The organism is Pseudomonas sp. Tof1 (assembly GCF_055390395.1).
On sequence record NZ_AP024344.1, the window covers coordinates 1,956,896 to 1,973,314 of the forward strand.

The following is a 16,419-nucleotide window of genomic DNA, read 5'->3' on the forward strand; positions in this document are numbered from 1 at the left end:
ATCTCTCACGCACTCTGCGAGGACAAGAACCATGAGCATGACGTTTTCCGGCCAGGTGGCCCTGGTGACCGGCGCGGCCGCCGGAATCGGCCGGGCGACCGCCCAGGCTTTCGCAGCCGAAGGGTTGAAGGTAGTGGTGTCCGACCTCGACGTGGCGGGTGGCGAAGGCACCGTCGAGTCGATTCGGGCCGCGGGTGGCGAGGCGGTTTTCGTACGTTGTGACGTCACCCGGGAAACCGAGGTGCAGAAGCTGATGGAGCAGGCGGTCGCCGCCTACGGCCGGGTCGACTACGCCTTCAACAATGCCGGGATCGAGATCGAGAAGGGCAAGCTGGCCGATGGCACCTTGGACGAGTTCGACGCGATCATGGGCGTCAACGTCAAGGGCGTCTGGCTGTGCATGAAGTACCAGTTGCCGCTGATGCAGGCCCAGGGCGGTGGCGCCATCGTCAACACGGCGTCGGTGGCCGGCCTGGGGGCCGCACCGAAGATGAGCATCTATGCCGCGTCCAAGCATGCGGTGATCGGCCTGACCAAGTCGGCGGCGATCGAATATGCCAAACGGGGCATCCGGGTGAACGCCGTGTGCCCGGCGGTGATCGACACCGACATGTTCCGCCGGGCCTACGAGGCCGACCCGAAGAAAGCCGAGTTCGCTGCGGCCATGCATCCGGTGGGGCGGATCGGCAAGGTCGAGGAGATCGCCAGCGCGGTGCTTTATCTGTGCAGTGACGGTGCGGCATTCACCACCGGTCACTCCCTGGCGGTGGACGGCGGCGCCACGGCCATTTGACCGGTTGCATCGTTCGTCGATGGCTGTAGTTCCAGAGTAAAAATAACCCGCACATGCGGGTTTTTTTATGTCCGTCGATGTTGCGCGTGCCGTCGGAGCATTCGCTCATTCATGCAGGGAGGATGCTGCAGGCCACGATTGGCGTGACTTGCAGCGAGGCCTGGAAAGGCTTTTTGTGCAAGCGGCGGTGGTGGCTTTGTATGGTTAACTGTTTAACGGGAAATAACCGTGCGTTGGAGCGTCACATACAATGGATCTGGAAATCGATCGGCAGGCCCTGGTGCCTGTCGTGCAGCAAATCGTCAACGCCATCGTCGAATGGATCCGCCGGAGCAGGGCCTGTCCGGGCACCCGCCTGCCATCGGTGCGACAGTTGGCCAAGGAAAACTCCCTCAGCCAGGCCAATGTCAGCGAGGCCTACGAACGCCTGGTGACCCAGGGAGTACTGGCGTCACGCAACGGCTCGGTGTTCATCGTCGCGGAAATGCCTGGCGCGTCCCGGGCTTCCAGCGAGCCGGAGTGGTACGAGGGGCTGGAGGCCAAGTGGGGGACCTTCAACGAGCATCCTCTGGGCGAGTTGAAACTTGGCTGTGGCTGGATCCCCCAGGGCTGGCGCGAGAGCGACGACATCGGCTATGCCGTGCGCGAGGTCAGTCGTACGCAGATGCAGGGCCTGTTCCACTACAGCACGCCGCTGGGGCTGCCGGCCTTGCGCCAGCAACTGCACAAGCGGCTGACCCAGAAGGGCATCCATTCGGTGGACGGCGAGGTACTGACTACCCTGGGGTCACCCAGGGCCTCGACCTGCTGGTGCGCACACTGCTCAAACCGGGTGACTGCGTCATGGTGGAAACGCCGGGCTATGGCAATCTCTACCGACTACTGACGCTGCAGGGCATCGAACTGCTGGAAGTGCCACGCACCCGTTCGGGGCCCGATATCGACGTGTTGCGGGCATTGCTGCGCACGCACCGGCCCAAGTGCCTGTTCATCAACAGCCTTTGCCACAACCCCACGGGCAGCAGCCTGACCCTGCCGGTCGCCACGCAACTGTTGCAACTGGCCCAGGAGGAGGACTTCCTGATCGTCGAGGATGGCGTCTGCAGCGACCTGCAGGGTGGGCCGGGGGTGCAACTGGCGGCGCTGGATGGCGAACAGCGGGTGATCTACCTCGGTGGTTTCTCCAAGACCCTGAGCAGTTCGTTGAAGGTCGGCTTCATCCGCGCCCATTCCGGGCTCATCCAGCGCCTGGCCGAAGTGAAGATGATCACCAGCCTGGGCGCTTCGCGGTTCACCGAGTGCGTCGTAGCCACGTTGCTGGCCAATGGCGCCTATCGCAAACTGGTCCAGCGTCTGCGCCAGCGCCTGGGCACGGAAATGGCCGCGACCCTGGACGTGCTCGAGGAAAGCGGCTGGGAAGTGTTCAGCGAACCCTCCGCCGGCATGTTCGTCTGGGCCCGCAGCCGACGCTACAACCCGGCGCAGGTCCAGGCCGGTGCCCGCCAGCTCGGGGTGTTGCTCGCCCAGGACTCGGCCTTCACACCGCGGGCGACTTCTGCCGGCTGGTTGCGGATCAACGTGGCGTATGCGATGGATTGCCGGGCGCGGAAATTCTTCCGGTTGCTGGGTGATACCGGATCGACCTCGACGATTCTGAAAACGACGCAGATGTAGCTTTTGGCCATTATTCCGGCGCCAAAGGCTTGTGTTTCACTGGCCGTGGTTGCGAATCTGCACGAATCTTGAATGGCTTGCGCCTTCAGCATTCGACCGGAGATTACGCCCCATGATTTCTGCCGTGCAAGGACATTTCGCCAACCTCGGTATGGCGAAGAAGATGGGTATCGGTTTTACCCTCGTGTTGCTGCTGACCGGGGTGGTGGCGGCAATCGGCGTCTGGTCCTTGCAGGCCGTCAGCCTGCGCTTCGACGGGCTCAAGCAGATGTCGGCGCTCAACAGCAGCCTGCTCAGGGTGCGTCTGCTCGAACAGGATTATGCCCTGCACTCCAACCCCAAGACGGTGGATGCCCTGCATGAGGGCGTCGATGCGCTGGCCACCCAGGCACAGGCGCTCAAGGCGCAGTCGCCGGCCAACGTCGCGGTGATGAATGATGTCGAGCAGGCCCTGGCGGCCTATCGCAAGGCCTTCGACGAGTTCGTCGGGCTGACCCAGGCCAAGGACCTGGCGCTGGAAATGGCCAGTTGGTCGGTGTCCAGCGTGGCCAACAACCTGGATGTGCTGCAGGCCGGCTTGGCCGATGACGGCAGTTACACCCTCAAGCAGTCCCAGGGCCAGGACGGCAATGAATTCCTCGAGCAGGCCGCGCAGGTCAGTCACGTCTCGCAACTGATGCTGCAGGCGATGAACGAGGCGCGGGTGCGCCTCGACCAGAGCCGCAAGGGCGATGAGGACAACCAGAACCAGGGCAGGATCGAGCAGGCCGAGCAGGCACTGGCTGGCGTCGAGCAACTCAAGGGCACGGTCAAGGACGCCGGCTACCAGACGGTGCTCAACGAGGTCGGGGGGCATATCGCCAGCTTCAATGACAAGCTCACCGAATACACCGACCTGCTGGCGCAGGAAAAGAAGGTCTACCGGCAACTGCATGAGCGCGCGGCCCAGGTGGTCGAGCGGGTCAACCAGGCCTATGCCGCCGAAGACCAGTCGATGCAGGCCGAGCTGAAGAAGAACTCGCTGTTGATCATCGCTTCCTCGGCGCTGGCGCTGCTGGTCGGTCTGGTGGCGGCGCTGGTGATCACCCGCCTGATCGTCGCGCCGTTGCGCAGTGTGATCCGTGTGGCGCAGCAGATCGCCGCCGGTGATCTGAGCGCGACGATCGAGGTGCGGCGCCGTGACGAGATCGGTCAGTTGATGCAGGCGATGCAACAGATGGCTGCCGGACTGAGCAGCATCGTCAGTGGCCTGCAGGCCGGGATCGAACAGTTGGCGAACTCGGCCCATTCCCTGTCGGCAGTCACCGAGCAGACCAACCTGGAAGTCAGTACCCAGAAGGAAGAAACCGAACAGGTGGCGACGGCGATGAACCAGATGACCGCCACCGTCCACGATGTCGCGCGCAATGCCGAAGAGGCGGCACATGCCGCGCAGACCGCCGACGACAAGGTCGACAGTGGCCAGCAGGTGGTGCGCCAGAGCATGCAGCGCATCGAGCAGTTGGCGGACTCGGCCAACTCGACCAGCGCAAGCATCGAAAGCCTCAGTGCGGAAATCCAGAACATTGGCACCGTGCTCGCTGTGATCAAGAGCGTCGCCGAGCAGACCAACCTGCTGGCGCTCAATGCCGCCATCGAAGCGGCCCGTGCCGGTGAGCAGGGCCGCGGGTTTGCCGTGGTGGCGGATGAGGTGCGGGCCCTGGCGCGGCGTACCCAGCAATCCACCGAGGAAATCGAGCGGCTGGTCAGCGCCTTGCGGGCGGCCGCGCAGTCCTCGGTGGAGCAGATCCGCAGCAGTGGCGACCTGGTGAAGCTGGCGGTCAGCGATGCCTTGCAGACCGAGAGCGCGCTGGGCAGCATCGCCTCGGCGGTGTCGTTGATCCAGCAGATGAACCAGCAGATCGCCGCGGCGGCCGAACAGCAGAGTTCGGTGGCCGAAGAGATCAACCGCAGCGTGACCAGCATTCGCGCCAGTGCCGATCAGTCGGCGGTGGCGATGCAGGGCAATGCGGCGTCCAGCATCGAGCTGGCGCAGTTGGGGATGGAACTGAAGGGGATGGTCGGGCACTTCCGCACTTAGTAGGACTTGTCTGCAATTTTTGTAGGAGCGGGGCTTGCCCGCGAAGCTTTTAGCGGCCTCAAGGACCCTTTCGCGGGCAAGCCCTGCTCCTACAGGTGCGGTGTCGAAGGCGGACCGGCGTGCCCTTGCTGTCAGGCCTTGCGCCAGTTGAGGATCAGCAGCGTCAGCACGCCGGCGACGATACCCCAGAACGCCGAGCCCACCGAGAACAGGGTGAAACCCGAGGCGGTGACCATGAAGGTGATCAGTGCGGCTTCACGCTCCTTGGGCTCGTTCATGGCGATGCTCAGGCCGTTGATGATCGAGCCGAACAGCGCCAGGGCGGCGATCGACAGTACCAGTTCCTTGGGCAGCGCGGCGAACAGCGCCGCCAGCGTGGCGCCGAAGATGCCGGCGATGCCGTAGAAGATCCCGCACCAGACGGCCGCGGTGTAGCGCTTGCTCTTGTCCTCATGGGCGTGCGGGCCGGTGCAGATTGCCGCACTGATGGCCGCCAGGTTGATGCCGTGGGAGCCGAACGGCGCCAGCAGCAGCGAGGCGATGCCGGTCACGCTGATCAGCGGCGAGGCCGGGACGTTGTAGCCGTCGGCCCGCAGCACGGCGATGCCGGGCATGTTCTGCGAAGTCATGGCCACCACGAACAGCGGGATGCCGATGCTGATGGTCGCCGCCAGGGAGAACGACGGCGTGGTCCAGACCGGCGTGGCCACCTCCAGCTGGAAGCCGCTGAAGTCCAGCAGGCCCAGCAGCCCGGACAGGGCGGTGCCGACCAGCAGGGCGGCGAGCACCGCGTAGCGCGGCGACAGGCGCTTGGCCAGCAGATAGGTGAAGAACATGCCCAGCACCAGACCGGTGCGGTGCTGGGCGGCGACGAAGATCTCGCTGCCGATCTTGAACAGGATGCCGGCCAGCAGCGCCGCAGCCAGCGAGGCGGGCAGGCGCCTGACCAGGCGCTCGAAGCTGCCGGTGAGGCCGCAGATAGTGACCAGCACGGCGCAGGTGATATAGGCGCCGATCGCTTCGCCGTAGGTGACGCCGGACAGGCTGGTGATCAGCAGGGCCGCCCGGGCGTCGACCAGGCAACGGTGACCGGCGTGCGGTAGCGCAGGGACAAGCCGATGCTGCAGAGTGCCATGCCGATCGACAGGGCCCAGATCCACGAGGAGATCTGCCCGGCACTCAGCCCGGCGGCCTGGCCGGCCTGGAACATCAGCACCAGCGAGCTGGTGTAGCCGGTCATCATCGCGATGAAGCCGGCGACCACCGCGGAAGGCGAAGTGTCGGCCAGCGGGCGCAATCGCGCGTGAGTGAGGTCGGTCATGGGGGCTTTCCTTGTACGGATAAAACGGGGCGTTGATGGCACTTGCAGCCTAAACGCAAAGGTAACTGTTTATTGCAGTACAGCCGTGACCGCAAACAGCCGTACAGTCGTGTTGGTGCTCCAGGTTGTGTACAATATGCCATGATTTTACGCGATACTTGTCAGCGATCCATTGTGGCTAATGACAGTCCATTGCCCCGTTTTCGACTCGAGCACCCATGAACGAACAGTTGCAGCCCCTCAAGAAACAACCGCGAGCAGGCAAGGCCGGCCGCAGCGTGACCCAGGACGATATCGTCTACGCGCATATCTTCGAGGCGATCCTCGAACAGCGCCTGGCGCCCGGCACCAAACTGAGCGAAGAGGCGCTGGGGGAGATTTTCGGGGTCAGTCGGACCATCATTCGTCGCGCCCTCTCGCGCCTGGCCCATGAAGGGGTGGTGCTGCTGCGGCCCAACCGCGGCGCGGTGGTGGCCAGCCCGAGCGTCGAGGAAGCCCGCCAGGTGTTCTTCGCCCGGCGCATGGTGGAAAAGGCGATCACCGAACTGGCGGTGCAGCATGCGACGGCCGAGCAGTTGGCCGAGCTGCGGCAGATGGTCCGCGACGAGCGCGAGAGCTTTTCCCGGGGGATCGCGGGGCGGGGATCCGCTTGTCCGGCGAGTTCCACCTGAAGCTGGCGGAAGCGGCGATGAATGCCCCGCTGATCAGCTTCCAGCGCAGCCTGGTGTCGCAGACTTCGCTGATCATTGCCCAATACGAAAGCGGCAATCGCTCGCACTGTTCCTATGACGAGCACAGCCAACTGATCGATGCCATCGAGGCGCGGGATGCGGCGCAGGCGGTGGAGCTGATGATGCACCACATGGACCATATCGACAGCAAGCTCAATCTCGACGACGACAGTGCATCGGATGATCTGCATGCGGTGTTTTCGCACCTGCTGCAGACCAAGCGGCCGTCGGCAAGGCCCTAGGCTGTGTACGAAATTGTTTGAAACGCAGGTTAGGCAAGGCAAAAACCGGCGAGGAAGCGCAGTTGACTGGTTGTCAATGAGCATTCCGAGCCGGTTTTTAACGCCGCATAACCAAGTTTCAAGCGATTTCGTACATAGCCTAGGTCTTAACTGGGGTTCCTGTACAAGGGGCAGGCACATATTCTGCGTGTACCGGAGCAACCTGTGGGAGCCGGATCTCCCACAGCATGGTGTGGCCCACAGGGCCGGGCGTGATATCAGCGCTGGTGCACCAGCCTCCCCGCCGCATAGGTCTGCAGCACCGTGCGGTCATCCCCCAGCGTCATCAGCACGAACAGCTTCTCGGCAATGTCGCGGGCCTGCTGCAGGCGATAGCTCAGCAGCGGCGTGGCGTGGTAGTCGAGCACCAGGAAGTCGGCATCGCTGCCCGGCCGCAGGTCGCCGATCCGTTCTTCCAGGCGCAGTGCCCGCGCACCGCCGAGGGTCGCCAGGTACAGCGACTTGAACGGACTCAACCGCGCGCCCTGCAACTGCATCACCTTGTAGGCCTCGTTCAGCGTGTGCAGGATCGAGAAGCTGGTACCGGCGCCGACATCGGTACCGATCCCGACGTTGAGCCTGTGCTTCTCGGCCATCGGCAGGTTGAACAGGCCGCTGCCGAGGAAGAAGTTCGACGTCGGGCAGAACGCCACTGCCGAGCCGGTCTCGGCCAGCCGCGCGCACTCGTCGTCGCACAGGTGCACGCCGTGGGCGAACACTGAGCGCTCGCCCAGCAGTCGGTAATGGTCATACACGTCCAGGTAGCCCTTGCGCTCCGGGAACAGTTCCCTGACCCACTCGATCTCCTGCAGGTTCTCGCTGATGTGGGTCTGCATGTACAGGTCCGGGTACTCGCCGAGCAACTGGCCGGCGAGGGTCAGTTGTTCCGGCGTCGAGGTCGGTGCGAAGCGCGGGGTCACCGCGTAGTGCAGGCGGCCCTTGCCGTGCCAGCGCTCGATCAGCGCCCTGCTTTGCGTGTAGCTCGATTCGGCGCTGTCGGTCAGGTAGTCCGGCGCATTGCGGTCCATCATCACCTTGCCGGCGATCATCCGCAGGTCGAGCTTTTGCGCGGCCTCGAAGAAGGCCTCGACCGATTGCGGATGCACGCTGGCGAACACCAGTGCGGTGGTGGTGCCGTTGCGCAGCAGTTCCTTGATGAAGATATCCGCCACCTCGGCGGCATGGGCCGGGTCGGCGAACTGGCTTTCGCAGGGGAAAGTGTAGGTGTTCAGCCAATCGAGCAGTTGCTCGCCATAGGCACCGACCATGCCGGTCTGGGGCAGGTGGATGTGGGTGTCGATGAAGCCGGGAGTGATCAGCGCATCGCGGTAGTGGCTGACCTCGACATCGGCCGCCAGGCTCGGCAGCAACTCGCTGGCGTGGCCGATGGCGCTGATCCTGCCGTCTTCGACCACCAGCAGGCCATCCTCGAAATACTCGTAGGAGGCCTCGATACCGGCCTCGGCCGGGTCAGCGAGGCTGTGCAGAAGGGCGGCGCGATAGGCTTTGCGGTTTGCAGGCATGGGCTTTCTCAATTCGTGGCTTGGCTGCGGCGCGAGGCCGGCAGCAATTTGGCGATGGGGCCGGCGCTCGCGGTGTGCAGGCCGAAATTCGCGTTGTAGGTGGCGATGATCTCGCCGGCGATGGAGATGGCGATTTCCACCGGCAGCTTGCCCTTGACCTCGGCCAGCCCCATCGGGCAACGCATGCGTTGCAGCGCCGTGGTGTCGAAGCCGCGTTCACGCAGGCGGTGTTCGAACTTCACCCGCTTGGTCTTCGAACCGATCAGGCCGAAGTAGGCGAAGTCGTTGCGCTTGAGCAGGGCGGCGCTGAGTTCGAGGTCGAGCGGGTGGTTGTGGGTCATGATCACGCAGTAGCAGCCGGCGGGCAGATGGTCGATCTCCTCCAGCGGCTCGTCGCTGACGATCTTGCGCACACCCTGGGGAATCAGCGCGGGGAATTCCTGCTCGCGCGAGTCGATCCAGCGCACCCGGCAGGGCAGGCTGGCGAGCAAGGGTACCAGGGCACGGCCGACATGGCCTGCGCCGAACACGGCGATTTGTGCCTGGACCTGGCCCAGCGGTTCGAACAGCAGCACGGTGGCGCCGCCGCAGCACTGGCCGAGGCTGGCGCCCAGGCTGAAGCGCTCCAGGCGGGTGCTCTGCTGGCCGCTGGCGAGCAGGTCGCGGGCGATCTGCGTGGCCTTGTATTCCAGGTGCCCGCCGCCGATGGTGTCGAAGGTGCCGGTGGCGCTGACGACCATCTTCGAACCGGCGTTGCGCGGGGTCGAGCCCTGTTCTTCGATGATGGTCACCAGCACGCAGGGGTGGCCCTGGTTCTGCAGGTCGGCGAGGGCACTGAGCCAATCGTTCATGGAGACACCTCCGGGTTGTCTGTTCGGCCGCTTTCGCGGGCAGGCCCGCTCCCACCCGCGAGCACGCTGCCTGTAGGCGCAGGCTTGCCCGCGAAGTTTTTCATGGAGAAATCAATTCCACTTCGGTGGCCGGTTTCTCCGTCCTGGCCTGGCGCATCTGTTCGCAGCCCCACAGCACCCGCTCGGGTGTCGCCGGCGCGTCGATCTTCGGCTGCAGCCGGTAGTCGGCGATGCTCGCCACCGCGTCCTTGAGTGCGCACCATACGGCAATCCCGAGCATGAACGGCGGCTCGCCGACGGCCTTGGAGTGGAACACCGTGTCTTCCGGGTTCTTGCGGTTCTCCACCAGCTTCACCCGCAGATCGTCTGGCATGTCGGCCACCGCCGGGATCTTGTAGCTGGCCGGGCCGTTGGTCATCAGCTTGCCCTTGGCGTTCCATACCAGTTCCTCCATGGTCAGCCAGCCCATGCCCTGGACGAAGCCGCCCTCGACCTGGCCGATGTCGATGGCCGGGTTCAGCGAAGCGCCGACGTCATGCAGGATGTCGGTGCGCAGCATCTTGTACTCGCCGGTCAGGGTGTCGACGATCACCTCGGCGCAGGCCGCGCCGTAGGCGTAGTAGTAGAACGGTCGGCCACGGGCCTGGCTGCGGTCGTAGTAGATCTTCGGCGTCTTGTAGAAACCGGTGCTGGACAGCGACACCTGGGCGAAATAGGCCTGCTGGATCAGCGCTTCAAAGGTGAGGATCCGGTCGCGAACCCGCACGTGGCCGTTGCGGAATTCGACATCCTCCTCGCTGACCCTGTACTGCCGCGCGGCAAATTCCACCAGCCGCTGCTTGATGGTCTCGGCGGCATTCTGCGCTGCCTTGCCGTTCAGGTCGGCACCGCTGGAGGCCGCGGTGGGCGAGGTGTTCGGCACCTTGTCGGTGTTGGTGGCGGTGATCTGCACCCGGTCGATTTCCACCTGGAACACCTCGGCCACCACCTGGGCGACCTTGGTGTTCAGACCCTGGCCCATCTCGGTGCCACCGTGGTTCAGGTGGATGCTGCCGTCGGTATAGACGTGCACCAGCGCGCCGGCCTGGTTGAGGAAGCTGGCGGTGAAGGAGATGCCGAACTTCACCGGGGTCAGCGCCAGGCCCTTTTTCAGGATCGGGCTGTGGGCGTTGTAGCGGCGGATGGTTTCCCGGCGCTCGGCGTACTGGCTGCTGGCTTCCAGCTCGGCGGTCATTTCCTCGAGCATATTGTGCTCGACGGTCTGGTAGTAGTGGGTGACGTTGCGTTCGGTCTTGCCGTAGTAATTGACCTTGCGCACCGCCAGCGGGTCGAGGCCGAGGTGGCGGGCGATGTTGTCCATCACCTCCTCGATGGCGACCATCCCCTGCGGGCCGCCAAAGCCGCGGTAGGCGGTGTTCGAGGCGGTGTGGGTCTTGCAGCGGTGGCCGTTGACGGTCGCATCGCCGAGGTAGTAGGCATTGTCGGCGTGGAACATGGCGCGGTCGACGATCGACGCCGAGAGGTCCGGCGAACAGCCGCAGTTGCCGGCCAGTTCGAGATTGATTCCGTGCAGCCGGCCGCGGCTGTCGAAGCCGACGTCGTACTCGATGTAGAAGGGGTGGCGCTTGCCGGTCATCAGCATGTCCTCGACCCGCGGCAGGCGCATCTTGGTCGGTTGCCCGGTCAGGTGCGCGACCACCGCGCACAGGCACGCCGGGCTGGCCGCCTGGGTCTCCTTGCCGCCGAAGCCGCCGCCCATGCGGCGCATGTCGACCATCACCCTGTTCATCGGTACGTCGAGCACTTCGGCCACCAGCTTCTGCACTTCGGTGGGGTTCTGCGTCGAGCAGTAGACGATCATCCCGCCGTCCTCGGTGGGCATCACCGAGGAAATCTGGGTTTCCAGGTAGAAGTGTTCCTGTCCGCCGATATGCAGGCTGCCCTGGATCCGGTGTTCGGCGCTGGCCAGGGCGCTGGCCGAGTCACCGCGCTTGTGGGTGTGGCTTTCAAGGACGAAATGGCGCTTGCGCAGGGCCTCGACCACGTCCAGCACCGGCTCCAGGTCCTCGTACTCGACGATGGCGGCCATGGCCGCCTGGCGCGCGGTTTCCATGTCCCGCGCGGCGACGGCGAGCACCGGCTGGCCGACGAACTCGACCTTGTCGATCGCCAGCAGCGGGTCGCCGGGCAGCAGCGGGCCGATGTCCTTGAGGCCGGGGATGTCCTCATGGGTGATGGCGATGCGTACGCCGTCGAAGGCGTAGCAGGGCGTGGTGTCGACCCGCAGGATGCGCGCGTGGGCACGGTCGGAGAGCCGCGCATACACATGCAACTGGTTGGGGAATTCCAGGCGGTCGTCGATATACACCGCCTCGCCGGTCACATGCTTGGCGGCGCTCTCGTGCTTGACGCTGCGGCCGACGCCGCTGTTCAGGTCCCGGGCGAACAGTTCGGCGAGTTCGGCCTGGGTTTTTTCCGCGACAGGATGGTTAGACATAAGCGGTCACCCGGGTCTCGATATGCGGCGTTTGCAGTTCGATGAAGTACTTGCGCAGCAGGTTCTGCGCACTGAGCAGGCGGTATTCCTTGCTGGCGCGGAAGTCCGACAGCGGCGTGAAGTCCTCGGCCAGTGCCGTGCAGGCGCGTTCGACGCTGGCCTGGTTCCAGGGTTTACCGACCAGTGCGGCTTCGCAGGCCCGAGCCCGTTTCGGGATCGCCGCCATGCCGCCGAAGGCGATCCGCGCCTCGGCGACCACACCGTTGTCGAGGCGCAGGTTGAACGCGGCGCACACCGCGGAAATATCGTCGTCGAGCCGCTTGGACACCTTGTAGGCGCGCAACTGCCAGGCGGCGGTGGCCCTTGGCACGACGATCTGCTCGATGAATTCGCTGTCCTGGCGGGCGGTCACCCGGTAGTCGATAAAGTAGTCCTCCAGCGCCAGGCTGCGGCGGGTGTTGCCCTTGCGCAGCACCAGTTGCGCGTTCAGGGCGATCAGCAGGGGCGGGGAGTCGCCGATCGGCGAGGCGTTGCCGATGTTGCCGCCGAGGGTGCCCTGGTTGCGGATCTGCAGTGAGGCGAAGCGTTGCAGCAGTTCGCCGAAATCCGGGTACTCGGCCTTGAGCGTGGCGTAGCAATCGGACAGCGGGACAGCCGCGCCGATTTCCAGGCGGTCGTCGAAACGATCGATACGCTTGAGTTCGGCGACCTGGCTGACGTGGATCATCACCGGCAGCGGCCGATGGAGCTGGGTGACCTCCAGGGCCAGGTCGGTGCCACCGGCCAGCAGCCGGGCCTGTGGATAGGATTCATACAGCTCGGCCAGGTCGGCGACCGTCAGGGGCACCAGGCAGCGCTTGTCGCCGCTGTTCAGCTCGCCGGTGTCGTGGGGGGCGATGGCCTTCAGTCGGGCGATGGTCTGTGCCTCCCGGGCATCGAACTGGTCCACCGGCTTGTTGCAACAGGCCTGTTCGGCGGCGGCGAGGATCGGCCGGTAGCCGGTGCAGCGGCAGAGGTTGCCGGCCAGGGCCTCATGGGTCTTGTGGGTGTCCGGTGCTTCGCTGTTCTTCTGCAGGGCGAACAGCGACATGACGAAGCCCGGCGTGCAGAAGCCGCACTGCGAGCCGTGGCAGTCGACCATGGCCTGTTGCACGCTGTGCAATTGGCCCTGGTGCTTGAGGTCCTCGACACTGATCAGTTGCTTGCCGTGCAGCGCGGCGACGAAGGTCAGGCACGAGTTGAGGCTGCGATAACGGATGCGTTCGGTGCCTGTCTCGTCGGTGTGCAGCTCGCCGACCACCACGGTGCAGGCACCGCAGTCGCCACTGGCGCAACCTTCCTTGGTGCCGGGGCGGCCCAGATGTTCACGCAGGTAGTTGAGTACCGTCAGATTCGGGTCCAGGCTCTGCTCGCGGCGGAGCTCCTGGTTGAGTAGAAACTGGATCACGGATGGCCTCGCAGACTCGTTATTGTTATTGACCGATGAGCAGAATCTAGTGATATCTGACTTTTCGGTCAATAAATTTCTGACCTAAAGGTCAGGATTTTGTGCGGCAGATATGAAACGTTCGATTCGAATGGGTTTCCGGGTTGTGGGTGGTTCGGCGGTTATGGGCCGGGCTTGAGAGCCCGTTCACGGCGCAGCAGCGTTCCGACCGGTCGGGACGCTGCTGCGCCGATTCCTACGGGGAAGTCTAGATGCGTATTGCGTGCCAGGTCGGCCTTCATGCCAACCGGTCGGCTGCGATCAACAGGTAATGGAAGCTGCCTTCTTCATAGGCTTCGATGAAGGCGTCCTCCACGCCGGTGGCCAGCGCGGAGGCCCGGCGCAGTTTCCAGTAGGGCAGGGTGCGTGTCGTCAGGTCAGTCATCTCGATCACCTGCAAGCCATACGCCTTCAATTCGTGCAGGTATTCGTCCCGGGAGTGCACGTTGCAGCCATAACGCGCATTGATCAGGCTCACCGCCGCCGGCGGCATGCCGAAGCGGTCGTTCCAGGCGCCGGTGATCGTCACGTAGCGCCCACCCGGGCGGAGGATGCGCCGGTACTCCGTGAACAGGGGCGCCAACTCGACATACATGGTCGACTCGTTGTTCCAGACCGCTCGGAAGCGGGCCGTCCCGAAGCCGGTGTCGAGCATGTTGCGCAGGTGGAACTGTACCCGGTCCGCCACGCCACGATCGGTGGCGCAGCGGTTGGCGAAATCCACCTGCTTCTGCGAAATGGAGATGCCATCGACCCGGCAACCGAAGCGCTGGTGGGCCATCAGGCTGGTACCGCCCCGGCCCGAGCCCGAGTCGAGCAGGTGGTCCCCGGGCTGGATGTCACCCAGGTGGTCGAGGAGCAAATCGGCTTGCGCGGTCTCCAGTCGGTGCAGTTCGGCGATGACGCGTTGTGGATAGTCCTCGGCGGTATCGGCACCGATGGCCGTCGTGTCGACGTCGCCGATCCCGTAGTGGTGATGGTAGAGCCCGTCGATGTCGCCCAACAGGAGGTTGACGGGGCTCTGTTCCCGGTTCCAGTAGTCGGCGATCGACTGCTGGTAGGGCGTCTTGATGGCTCGGTCTCTGGTCATCTGTCTATTCCTTGCGGTTTCACGGTTGGTGATAACGCGGGCACCAGTCGTGCCACGCGAGTGAACCTCCCATCCACGCTCGGACTTCCTGCAGATAACGTTGCAGCTCTACCGACGGCTCGTTTGCGAGCCCCCGGCAGGCGACCTCGAAATCGCGGGTGAGATTATTGTGCAAGGCCACCGCCATGGCGACGGCCTCGCTGGGTGAACAGCGGTGCTCGGCGGCCATCACCAGCACCAGGTTACCCATGGGGACGCCATCCGCGGCTTCCTTGCGGGCCGAATACAGGTCGTTGACGATCACCGCCGCCAGGCCGGCCTGAAACAGGGCCTGGCGGACTCGCGGGTCGTAGAAGACATTCGGCGGCAGCTCATAGCCACCGGCGATATCGATGAGGATCAGCGATGTGTAGAAACTGTCGAACTGCCGGGTGGCCAGGTATTCCCGGGTCGATGGACGCACGCCCCGGCGCTTCCATTCGCCATAGACCGTCCAGCTCATGAACATGCCGAACGCGGTGTGGCAGACCCGTCCCACCTGGGTGGGCGAGGCCCGTTGGCGCAGGTGGTCGGTGGCCGACCTGAGGGCCATGAGCACGGGGTCACTCGTCCATTGCGCTTCGAGTTGGCGCGTGTAGTCCGCCACTGGGGCCAGCGGGCTCATGGCTGCCATCGCCCGTGACAGGCGTTCGGACAGGTGTTCGGGCTGTGCGCCCAGGCTGCTGTCGTCGGTATAGTAGTCATCGGCCATCCACCAGGCGGCGTTCAACTGGGCGCACAACAGCAGGCGGTCGAGGTCGTCGCCACTGGCGTAACTGGAAGCGACGAAGCGTCCGAGGCTCATCCGGCGCACGGCGGTCACGGTGCTATCGGCGAAACCGGCCTGCTGCAACCAGGCAACCAGGCGCTGGTCGAGCGCGCCGGCCAGCACTTCGTCGTCGCGCTGGCGGGCAGGGCAGTAAAGCGGCGGTGCCGTACCGTCGCCCCATTGCTGCTCCAGGTAGCCCCGGGGCGGTGCTTGCTTGACCCCTGGCATGGGCCGGTGCCTCCCTTGCAAAAGCCGATAACGGACTTTCCAACGGGCACTGAGGGACGAAGGGCTTGACGACTGCGACGGACCGGACGGTGGTCCACAGGGCGGGAGACGGATCGCTCATCGAACGGCGGATGCAGGACCCTCCAGCACCAGACTCTACCTGAGAAGCTTGCGGGCATCCTCTCGGCGCAACGTTCGATCGACCACCTTGCCAATCGACACCGCGCGGCGGTGTATGGAGAAGTGTTTCATAGCACCCGGAAAATGCAGCTGTCAATGACGGTGTGCCGTTCTCCGGCAAACCGCCAAATCCGACCATTTGGCTCTGCGCCATCATGTGGCAATTGCGCTACACTGCGCCGCTTGCACTGACCAAAGATTTTTGAAGGAAAACCATGACGTTCAAGGCGCCGGACAGCCTCGCCGAGCAGATTGCTCAACACCTCGCCGAGCGCATCATTCGCGGCGAACTCAAACCCGGAGAGCGCATCCAGGAACAGAAGGTCACGCTGGCCCTCAATGTCAGCCGCGGCTCCGTGCGCGAAGCGCTGCTGATTCTCGAGCGCCGCCACCTGATCGCGATCCTGCCGCGACGGGGTGCGCACGTGACCGAGCTGACCGCCCACAAGGTGCAGAGCCTGTGCACCCTGATGAGCGAACTGTACATCCTGCTCGGCAATGCCGTGGCCCAGCGTTGGCAGGAGCAGGCCGACCTCGCGCCATTCCTGCAGTTGCAGCAGCGCCTGACCGACAGCTACGAGCGCCAGGACATCCGCACCTTCGTCGAAGACAGCTTCAACGTGATGCGCGCCGCGTACCCGTTCGCCGACAACCCGTACCTGCAGGAAACCGTCGAGAACCTGCAGCCGGCCATGAGCCGCGCCTATTACCTGGCGCTGGAGCGGCGCAAGGCGGAGATGAGCGAGTACCTGGAACTGTTCGCCCGGCTGCTGGCGGCGGTGCTGGCGCGCGACCTGCCGCTGATCCGCTCGGTGCTGGCCAGCTACGCCCAGCGCAGCTGTGACATCGTGCTGTCTGCCCTGGCGGTCGACTAAA

The 16,419-nt window shown here is 64.5% G+C and carries 9 protein-coding genes and 4 pseudogenes; 6 read left to right on the top strand and 7 right to left on the bottom strand.

Translation table 11 applies throughout. From position 1 onward, the window contains the following. Window positions 1-31 precede the first annotated feature (31 nt). From ACZ5KU_RS09110 to ACZ5KU_RS09125, 4 genes and pseudogenes are all read left to right on the top strand, one after another. Entirely contained in the window at window positions 32-793 is a 762-nt protein-coding gene (locus tag ACZ5KU_RS09110) for an SDR family oxidoreductase (protein ID WP_054056874.1), read from the top strand. A 250-nt stretch (window positions 794-1,043) separates the two neighbouring features. Then, window positions 1,044-2,467 (top strand): annotated as a pseudogene (locus tag ACZ5KU_RS09115) (aminotransferase-like domain-containing protein). Window positions 2,468-2,735: 268 nt separating this feature from the next. Then, window positions 2,736-3,638, top strand: a pseudogene (locus ACZ5KU_RS09120) (HAMP domain-containing protein); the annotation flags it as partial. Window positions 3,639-3,842: 204 nt separating this feature from the next. Next, window positions 3,843-4,547, top strand: coding sequence for a methyl-accepting chemotaxis protein (locus ACZ5KU_RS09125; RefSeq protein WP_416773452.1), 705 nt, complete (start codon window positions 3,843-3,845; stop codon window positions 4,545-4,547). Window positions 4,548-4,678: 131 nt separating this feature from the next. Here the strand turns inward: ACZ5KU_RS09125 and ACZ5KU_RS09130 are convergent. After that, a pseudogene (locus ACZ5KU_RS09130) lies at window positions 4,679-5,868 on the bottom strand (benzoate/H(+) symporter BenE family transporter). Between the two features lie 218 nt (window positions 5,869-6,086). On the opposite strand from ACZ5KU_RS09130, the pseudogene ACZ5KU_RS09135 reads away from it, so the two are divergent. Continuing rightward, window positions 6,087-6,841, top strand: a pseudogene (locus ACZ5KU_RS09135) (GntR family transcriptional regulator). Between the two features lie 257 nt (window positions 6,842-7,098). Here ACZ5KU_RS09135 and guaD read toward each other — a convergent pair. The 6 genes from guaD to ACZ5KU_RS09165 all read right to left on the bottom strand — a co-directional run bounded on the left by guaD (window position 7,099) and on the right by ACZ5KU_RS09165 (window position 15,363). Continuing rightward, window positions 7,099-8,403, bottom strand: a complete 1,305-nt coding sequence (gene guaD / locus ACZ5KU_RS09140; RefSeq protein ID WP_464737043.1) for a guanine deaminase — start codon at window positions 8,401-8,403, stop codon at window positions 7,099-7,101. Window positions 8,404-8,411: 8 nt separating this feature from the next. Beyond that, window positions 8,412-9,254 (bottom strand): xanthine dehydrogenase accessory protein XdhC, encoded by an 843-nt coding sequence (gene xdhC / locus ACZ5KU_RS09145; protein WP_464737044.1) that lies wholly within the window; start codon window positions 9,252-9,254, stop codon window positions 8,412-8,414. Between the two features lie 100 nt (window positions 9,255-9,354). Then, the gene (xdhB, locus tag ACZ5KU_RS09150; RefSeq protein ID WP_464737045.1) at window positions 9,355-11,751 is read right to left on the bottom strand and encodes a xanthine dehydrogenase molybdopterin binding subunit; all 2,397 of its coding nucleotides are present in this window, start codon (window positions 11,749-11,751) and stop codon (window positions 9,355-9,357) included. Continuing rightward, window positions 11,744-13,198, bottom strand: coding sequence for a xanthine dehydrogenase small subunit (gene xdhA / locus ACZ5KU_RS09155; RefSeq protein WP_464737046.1), 1,455 nt, complete (start codon window positions 13,196-13,198; stop codon window positions 11,744-11,746). Before xdhA ends, xdhB begins: the two co-directional genes overlap by 8 nt. A gap of 277 nt (window positions 13,199-13,475) precedes the next feature. Next, window positions 13,476-14,327: a geranyl diphosphate 2-C-methyltransferase gene (locus ACZ5KU_RS09160; RefSeq protein WP_054063905.1), complete on the bottom strand. Its 852-nt coding sequence runs from the start codon at window positions 14,325-14,327 to the stop codon at window positions 13,476-13,478. 19 nt (window positions 14,328-14,346) lie between these two features. Then, entirely contained in the window at window positions 14,347-15,363 is a 1,017-nt protein-coding gene (locus tag ACZ5KU_RS09165) for a terpene synthase family protein (protein ID WP_464737047.1), read from the bottom strand. Window positions 15,364-15,758: 395 nt separating this feature from the next. On the opposite strand from ACZ5KU_RS09165, the gene ACZ5KU_RS09170 reads away from it, so the two are divergent. Continuing rightward, window positions 15,759-16,418, top strand: coding sequence for a GntR family transcriptional regulator (locus tag ACZ5KU_RS09170; protein ID WP_054056864.1), 660 nt, complete (start codon window positions 15,759-15,761; stop codon window positions 16,416-16,418). The last annotated feature ends 1 nt before the right edge of the window (window position 16,419 follow it).

Bases quoted from the DNA above. Each gene is read 5' to 3' on its own strand.
- ACZ5KU_RS09110 (WP_054056874.1), top strand. From the start codon at position 32: ATGAGCATGACGTTTTCCGGCCAGGTGGCCCTGGTGACCGGCGCGGCC.
- ACZ5KU_RS09125 (WP_416773452.1), top strand. From the start codon at position 3,843: ATGACCGCCACCGTCCACGATGTCGCGCGCAATGCCGAAGAGGCGGCA.
- guaD (WP_464737043.1), bottom strand. From the start codon at position 8,403: ATGCCTGCAAACCGCAAAGCCTATCGCGCCGCCCTTCTGCACAGCCTC.
- xdhC (WP_464737044.1), bottom strand. From the start codon at position 9,254: ATGAACGATTGGCTCAGTGCCCTCGCCGACCTGCAGAACCAGGGCCAC.
- xdhB (WP_464737045.1), bottom strand. From the start codon at position 11,751: ATGTCTAACCATCCTGTCGCGGAAAAAACCCAGGCCGAACTCGCCGAA.
- ACZ5KU_RS09160 (WP_054063905.1), bottom strand. From the start codon at position 14,327: ATGACCAGAGACCGAGCCATCAAGACGCCCTACCAGCAGTCGATCGCC.
- ACZ5KU_RS09165 (WP_464737047.1), bottom strand. From the start codon at position 15,363: ATGCCAGGGGTCAAGCAAGCACCGCCCCGGGGCTACCTGGAGCAGCAA.
- ACZ5KU_RS09170 (WP_054056864.1), top strand. From the start codon at position 15,759: ATGACGTTCAAGGCGCCGGACAGCCTCGCCGAGCAGATTGCTCAACAC.